This is a genomic window from Pseudomonas sp. BAV 4579 (assembly GCF_009765395.1).
GTDB lineage: Bacteria > Pseudomonadota > Gammaproteobacteria > Pseudomonadales > Pseudomonadaceae > Chryseomonas > Chryseomonas aestiva.
Map to the genome: position 1 here is coordinate 1 of NZ_WHOV01000074.1, position 7,349 is coordinate 7,349.

Below are 7,349 nucleotides of genomic sequence, written 5' to 3' on the forward strand. Positions count from 1 at the left end.
CTGTCTCCATTGCCATCACAGGAACAGGCTAGCAAACACGACTTTTCAGACAAGTCCTAGGGTGGGAAAAGCCTGTAACTATTTTCTTTGAGGGAAGATAGATGAGCGATCAGCTCGCTAAAGAAAATATCTTGATAATCTATATTAGAAGCTTTTGAGTAGGCCACAAGACGCCATGGTCCGTTTAACAACTTGACCGGTGTAAGCGTGGTAACAGGCGGGGGAGAGCTAGCAGCTATTGCAGGCAGCTTCGCTAAGATCAAGAATATATAAATTAGTGGTTGAAGAGTTTTCTTGGAAAAGTTTTTCCTATCTCAGCGGATGAACCAAAGTTTTCAGCATTGGAGATCAATGCAACAGCCATGTACTTAAAATTTTGATTTGAGAAGCTATTCGGGACCATTCGATTGGCTTTTTACCAGTATGCTTATAGTGCTGGAAGGCGTGTCTGGTGAATTTAGCTATTTCTTTGATCGTAGCTATTATAAGGTTGCTACATCATTATCGAATCAAGGGGGGAGCGTCCGAAGCGTATGATTACGAGTATTTCAAAGAAAATTTTGGCATCGAGCATATGCTCATCATCACGACCCGTCGCTTTAAGATTATTATGATTGCTTTCTACGATGTGTAGTTAGGTTCATATCTACATTGCATTGCAGTAAACAGTTTTGGTCTATATGAGGAAAAATCTTTCTGCAAGCGAGGTCCGGTCTGTTGAATGCTCTTTCTCCAAGAAAAGTGTAAAGTGCTTATATTTGAAGTATGCTGTATCGGTTATGCCGTTCTGCTGCAGTTCGATTTCCGACAGGTAGGAAAAGCTACATCAGCAGTCAGATCTTTTCCGCGTAGTAAGCTTGGAGCGCTGGAATTCTCCGATAGACTATGGAATTTATTTTTGGCATGCTTAGTTACGTTTTTTCCTTGGGTTACTTTTGGAAAAAAGATAGATCTTTTAACTCATGTGATTTTTTACGCGTAGCCTACTTGGTGTATGATGAGCAAAAAACCTAAGACAGAGCTCAAGAATGCTTTACTATCGTCGAAGATAAGCTTCTTGTATGTTGGTTTTTTCAGTTTATTCGTAAATCTTCTTTTATTGGTTCCATCTTTTTACATGCTGGAGGTTTACGATCGCGTTGTCAGTAGTAAAAGCGTTACGACATTGATTATGCTGACATTGATAGTGGTGATTTTGATGTCGGTGTATGGAGTGATAGAGTGGATCCGCTCGCGGATGATGATCCGTATATCCACTCGCTTGGATTTGATGCTCAGTGAGCGCGTCTTTAACGCGAGTTTCAATCAGTCCCTGTTTACTAATGGATTAGGCATTTCAGCGCAGCCCATAAGTGATCTCTCAGGCTTGAGACAATTCCTTACAGGAAGCGGATTATTCGCATTTTTTGATATTCCTTGGATCCCTGTATATATAGGGCTGATGTTTTATTTTCATCCGTGGTTCGGTTGGCTGACAGTCATAGGTTCGTTAGTCGCAATTGCGTTTGCAATAGCTAACGAATGGGCAACCAGCAAGCAGTTGCTCGAAGCAAACCGCGAGAATAGCGCCGCTCTAAATATGGTGAATTCCAGCTTGCGCAATGCTGAAGTAATTAATTCTATGGGCATGCTGCCCAACTTGCTTAAGCGGTGGAAGATTCGTGGGTACAAAGTACTTTCTTTGCAGGCTCGCGCTAGCGAAAAAGGTGGTGCTGTATCAAATGCTTCGCGTACATGGCGGCTCCTACTTCAATCTTTCGTATTGGGGTTAGGTGCCTATCTAGTTATCAACAACGAAATCACTCCCGGCTTGATGACTGCAGCCTCCATTCTCGTCGGTCGTGCTCTGGCTCCTATCGATCAGATGATCGGAAATTGGCGAGGCTTCGTCGCTGCTCGTGGGCAGTACGCTCGTTTGAATGAGGTGCTTCGGCAGATACCTGCGGACTCTGAACGCATGCCGTTGCCTATTCCGAAAGGGGATCTTTCCGTGGAGCAGATCGTTGTCACGCCCCCTGGTGCCCATGCTCCCGTCATCAAGGGCATCAGTTTCCGCGCGCCGCCTGGCGTCTCTGTCGGCGTGCTCGGGGCGAGCGCTGCCGGTAAATCGACTCTCGCACGCGCGCTTCTCGGAATCTGGCCTGCGCAAAGTGGCAAGGTGCGTCTGGATGGTGCAGACATGTTCCATCTGGATCGTGCTGCCGTGGGCCCGTATCTCGGTTATCTACCTCAAGACATCGAACTCTTCGAAGGTTCCATCGCTGAGAACATAGCCCGCTTTGGCGAGGTAGATGCAGCAAAAGTGGTCGAAGCCGCGCAGATTGCCGGCGTTCACGAAATGATCCTCCGTCTACCCCAGGGCTATGACACCGTGATCGGTGCGCACGGAGGTGCGCTGTCCGGCGGGCAGCGTCAGCGGATAGGGCTCGCACGCGCCATCTACGGTGATCCCAAACTGGTCATCCTTGATGAGCCTAATTCCAATCTGGACGACGTCGGTGAGCGTGCGCTAGGTGAGGCTCTCATCAAACTTAAGCAGAAGGGCACCACGCTTTTCATGATTACACACAGGGTCAGCGCTCTGGCCTATGTCGATAACCTCCTAGTGCTGAGCGAAGGCCAGATCGCGATGTCTGGAGCCCGGGATCAGGTACTCGCCCAACTCAAGGCGCAGCAGTCAGGTGGTCCGCAGCCAGTGGCTAATCCCAGTTCGGTTACTCCCTTGCCGCCCAAGCCTGGTAGTGCAGAAGGAGCGCCCGCATGAAAGACGTTTACAAGGAGGCTGAGGCCGCAGGACTAAAGGTCAACGATGCTCCCGTGCGCCGATTGGGTCTTATCATTCTCTTTGCTGTATTCGGTATTGGCGGTGGCTGGGCAGCCCTGGCGCCGCTCAACAGCGCGGCCTTTGCCCCAGGTTTGGTGGCGGTAGACAGCTACCGCAAGTCGGTCCAACACCTGGAAGGCGGTATCGTCCGCGAGGTGCGGGTACACGACGGCGACGACGTCAAGGCTGGGGACGTGCTGATTGTCCTGGACAGTACCCAAGCGGGTTCGGAACTGGAGGCGACCCGTGGTCAGCTGATCGCCGCCCAAGCGCAGGAGGCCCGGCTCATCGCCGAGCGGGACGGCGTCAATGACATCATCCTCGGCGCGAGTGACTTTCCAACCGCAGACAAACGTGTGCAAGAAGCTCGCGCCAGTGAACGGCAGATCTTCCTGGCCGGTCGCGATGCGCGCCGTGGTGAAATCGACGTTCTGAAGAATCGCGCCGCAGAACTCGAACAGCAGATTCGGGGCTACAACGAGGTGATCGCTAGCAAGGAGAGTCTGGCCAAATCCTATGCCAGCGAGATCAAGGATCTTACCGGGTTGCTGAAGGAGGGCTTCGTCAGCAACGAGCGTCTTCGTGACCAGGAGCGCAATCTCTCCCGTCTGCAGGCGGAGATCGCTGATCAGCGCTCCGCTATCGCCCGGGCCAAGGTCCAGATCGGCGAGACGCGGCTGCAGATCCTGCAGACCACTCAGAAATTCAAGTCCGACGTGGCCAGCCGGCTGGCTGACGCTCAGTCGCGAATCTACGAGGCGCGCGAGCGGGTAGGCGCCTTGCAGGACAAGTTCAACCGTACCGAGGTCAAGGCACCCGTTAGCGGTATGGTGATGAATCTGGCTGTACATACCATCGGAGGCGTCGTGCAATCGGGCACCAATCTGCTCGATATCGTGCCAGATGCCGCCAAGCTCATCGTCGAAGTACACATCGAGCCCAAGGATATCGACCGGGTAGAATTGGGAACCAAGGCCGAGGTTCGTTTCAGTGCCTTCAGTAACGCCACCACGCCCATCATCGAAGGCGAATTGGTCTATGTGTCAGCGGACCGGATTATCAACGAGCGCGACGGTACGCCTTACTACCTGGGCCGGGTAAAGCTGACCGACCAGGGTAAGAAAGATATGGGCCACCGGGAACTGGTCGCGGGCATGCCTGCCGACGTGCTGATCAACACCGGTTCGCGCACCATGCTGCAATACCTGCTCAAGCCAGCGCGCAATGCCATGGCTCGCTCGTTGATCGAGGAGTAGGGCAGCTATGAAAGGCAAATTCATCACGTTGGCGGTATTGCTAGGTTGCTGTCACTGGGCGCAGGCGCAGACAGTCGCCACATCCCAACCACAGGATTATGTGGATCTTTGGAAGCTTTATCAGGATAGCGCTGTGTCGGATCCACGTATTCGTGGTGCCGAGGCTGAGGTGAAAAACCTGGAGGGCCAGGGGCGCTCCGCCTTCGGCCAGGTGCTGCCGCAGTTGAGCGGCGGAGCCTCGACCAGTCGAGTACGGCGTGAGGAGGGTATGCAGACCCTCAACTACAACGGCGAAAGCTACAACCTGAGCCTGAGCCAGGCCCTCTACAACGCCGCGGCCTGGCGCGGTTTCAAACGCTATGAGCAGCTGACCGAGCAGTACCGTGCCCAATACGAGGATGCCAAGACCCAGTCGGCCGCGGACCTCGTACAACGCTATTTCGCCGCGTTGGCAGCTGAAGATACGCTCGAGCTGGTCACTGCCGAGCGCAAGGCGACGCAGCGCAACCTGGATCGTGCCCAGGCGCTGTTTGACAAGCAAATGAGTACCGTTACCGACGTCCTGCAGATATCCGCCAAGGTGGATAGCCTGAAAACTCAGGAGATCGAGGCACGCAACCAGATCCAGGTGACCCGCGAGGCCCTGGGCGAACTGATCGGCCGTCCGGTCTATCAGCCGCTCAAGCGCCTCAACGAAAAAGCCCAGCTGGCCATGCCGCAAGGTGACGAAGAGCAGTGGGTCAATTCGGCCGTGGCGAACAACCCTGCGCTTGAGGCCAAGCAGCGCGCCGTGGACGCCGCCAACTATGGTATCTCCGAGGCTAAGGCTGGCCATCTGCCGACCCTGAGCTTCAACCTCGGCGCCCAACGCAGCGACTTTGCCTATGACAATGTCATTGCCTCATCCGCGATCAATACCTACTCAGCCACGATCAGCGTGCAGATACCGCTCTATAGCGGCGGCTCGACCACCGCCCGTGTCGCCAGCTCCTATGGCTCGCGCGACGCCGCCGAGCAAGAATACGAGTCGATCCGCCGTCAGGTGGTGAAGGAAACGCGTACGGCCTACATGAATAGCGCTGCGGATTTGGCCAAGGTTGGCTCTTCGCGTAATGCCCTGGACTCGGCGATCAAGTCCCGCGCCGCCAGTGAGCGATCGCTCAGCCTGGGCGTAGCGACCGCTGTGGATGTGCTCAACGCGGTGCAGCAGGAATACAGCGCACGGCGAGACTATCTGCAGGCGCAATACGACTTCGTCACCAATCAGTTGGTGCTGCTGCGCTGGAGTGGTGGCTTCCGAGATACCGATATCCAGAAGATCAACGGTTGGCTGGCTGTGCCTACCCCCGGTGAAGAGCGTAAGACCGGGGTGAAGGAGGGAGAGGTCGTCAAAGGATGAGTGGAAGGCAATAGGGTTTGCATCCGCGCCCCACCCCCCCAGCGTCTGCCACCTATTAGGGAGGCAGACGCTTTTCTATCTGAAAGAATTGCCCTGTAGTATTTCACTACGAGATAGACAGGTTCGCTGTGTTATCAGCCGAAGCCTGGTCTAGTCCGAAGGAGATAGGTTGAACAGCTACGACCTCGGGCCACGCGCCACGGACACGCCGGTGCTATTAACCCTCGTAATACCGGTATTTAACGAGACGGAAGCCATTCCTTTCTTCCTGGAGCGAGCAGGGGCCGTCTTCGCGACACAGGCTGGAATCGAGCTCGAGTTTCTGTTCATCAACGATGGCAGTACCGATGCGACCTTGCAGACGCTGTTGGAATGCCAGCGGCGTGAGCGACGAATCCGAGTGCTGGATCTTAGCCGCAACTTTGGCAAGGAAGCGGCCATGACCGCGGGTCTCGAAGAGGCCCGCGGTCAGCTGGTCGTGCCGATTGACGTCGATCTCCAGGATCCACCCGAGGTGATCCTAGAGATGATTGCCAAATGGCGCGAGGGCTATGAAGTCGTTCTAGGACGACGCCTGAATCGCGACTCGGACTCCTGGGCCAAGCGTACCTCGGCCAATTGGTTCTACCGTCTGCACAACAAGATCGCCAATCCCCAGTTACCGGAGAATGTCGGCGATTTCCGCCTCATGGATCACTGCGTGGTGGAAGCGCTCAAGGAACTGCCGGAGTCGCGCCGCTTTATGAAGGGATTGTTCGCCTGGGTAGGCTTCCGCACCGCCTACGTGGACTATGCTCGTCCTGAGCGGGTCGCCGGCTCGACCAAGTTCAACGGCTGGCGGCTATGGAATTTTGCCTTGGAAGGCGTCACCAGCTTCAGCACTGATCCCTTGAGGGTATGGACCTACCTGGGATCAGCTGTTTCCCTGGTGTCCTTTTTGTTTGCCATATCCATCGCCCTGAAAGTGTTGATCAAGGGGGTGGATGTGCCCGGTTATGCCTCCATCATCGTCTCGGTCACTTTCTTGGGCGGTCTGCAGCTCATGGGAATCGGCATTCTTGGCGAGTATCTGGGGCGAACCTACCTCGAAGCCAAGCGCCGCCCGGTCTATGTGGTGCGCAAGAATTACACAGTGACCGATCAGGCTGAGCCATGATCACCAAGCTCAAGGCACTGCGCGGGGGACGCGCCTTTGGCGAGCTATTGGTAGCGAGTCGCTTTGGTTTAGTAGGACTCGCGGCCACAGCTGTGCACCTTGCCATTATCACCCTGTTGATTCGAGCTGGCTTGGCACCGTTGCTAGCTAATCTGCTGGCCTTCCTGTGCGCCTTCGGCGTGTCCTTCTGCGGGCATTACCTTTGGACTTTCCGCAGTTCAGTCGGCGTAAGTCGCGCCATTGTGCGCTTCTTTCTAATAGCGGTAGGTGGTTTCTTGGTTAACAGTGCTTTGCTTGCGTTGCTGTTGCGCTGGACCACCTTTGAAAGTACCACTTGCGCGCTGATTGCCGTTCTCATCGTGCCGGTGCTGTCCTTTCTAGCAAGCCGGCTTTGGGGCTTCAAGGCGTGAGTACGATTCACTCTTTAGGAAAGTAAGATGTCAGATTGAAGCTCACGCGCGGAATCGCGGTTGGTAGGGACTTAGCTTGGGCGACCTGGCGTACTCGCCTTCCTGGCAATACTCGGTCCCCGCGTACTTGATCCTCCCAACATTGGCTGGTTGCACGCAGGTAACTTTGCCCAGTACTATTTGGGCTGGCGTTTTTTCAGCAGGCGCCTTGGAGTTTTCCTATTGGCCTAAACCCTGGTTTTGGCCTCGAATTAGGTAATTCCATCGGCTACACTGATTCTACACCTGTCTCTTATACACATCT

The 7,349-nt window shown here is 54.6% G+C and carries 5 protein-coding genes; all 5 read left to right on the forward strand.

The annotated features are described in order from the left end of the window. The first annotated feature begins 997 nt into the window (after window positions 1-997). The 5 genes from GSQ95_RS15450 (at window position 998) to GSQ95_RS15470 (ending at window position 7,045) form a co-directional block, all read left to right on the forward strand. On the forward strand, window positions 998-2,764 hold the full coding sequence (locus tag GSQ95_RS15450; protein WP_158895745.1) for a type I secretion system permease/ATPase: 1,767 nt from the start codon (window positions 998-1,000) through the stop codon (window positions 2,762-2,764). Beyond that, window positions 2,761-4,080 (forward strand): HlyD family type I secretion periplasmic adaptor subunit, encoded by a 1,320-nt coding sequence (locus GSQ95_RS15455; RefSeq protein ID WP_158895741.1) that lies wholly within the window; start codon window positions 2,761-2,763, stop codon window positions 4,078-4,080. Before GSQ95_RS15450 ends, GSQ95_RS15455 begins: the two co-directional genes overlap by 4 nt. Before the next feature lie 7 nt (window positions 4,081-4,087). Next, a complete protein-coding gene (locus GSQ95_RS15460; protein ID WP_256664600.1) occupies window positions 4,088-5,479 on the forward strand; it encodes a TolC family outer membrane protein in 1,392 nt (463 codons plus the stop codon). A 169-nt stretch (window positions 5,480-5,648) separates the two neighbouring features. Beyond that, window positions 5,649-6,635, forward strand: a complete 987-nt coding sequence (locus tag GSQ95_RS15465) for a glycosyltransferase family 2 protein (RefSeq protein ID WP_158895739.1) — start codon at window positions 5,649-5,651, stop codon at window positions 6,633-6,635. Continuing rightward, entirely contained in the window at window positions 6,632-7,045 is a 414-nt protein-coding gene (locus GSQ95_RS15470) for a GtrA family protein (protein WP_158895737.1), read from the forward strand. The genes GSQ95_RS15465 and GSQ95_RS15470 overlap by 4 nt, the downstream gene beginning before the upstream one ends. The last annotated feature ends 304 nt before the right edge of the window (window positions 7,046-7,349 follow it).

What these genes read in the sequence shown, in the direction of transcription:
- GSQ95_RS15455 (WP_158895741.1), top strand. Translation starts at nt 2,761, where the DNA reads ATGAAAGACGTTTACAAGGAGGCTGAGGCCGCAGGACTAAAGGTCAAC.
- GSQ95_RS15460 (WP_256664600.1), top strand. Translation starts at nt 4,088, where the DNA reads ATGAAAGGCAAATTCATCACGTTGGCGGTATTGCTAGGTTGCTGTCAC.
- GSQ95_RS15450 (WP_158895745.1), top strand. Translation starts at nt 998, where the DNA reads ATGAGCAAAAAACCTAAGACAGAGCTCAAGAATGCTTTACTATCGTCG.
- GSQ95_RS15470 (WP_158895737.1), top strand. Translation starts at nt 6,632, where the DNA reads ATGATCACCAAGCTCAAGGCACTGCGCGGGGGACGCGCCTTTGGCGAG.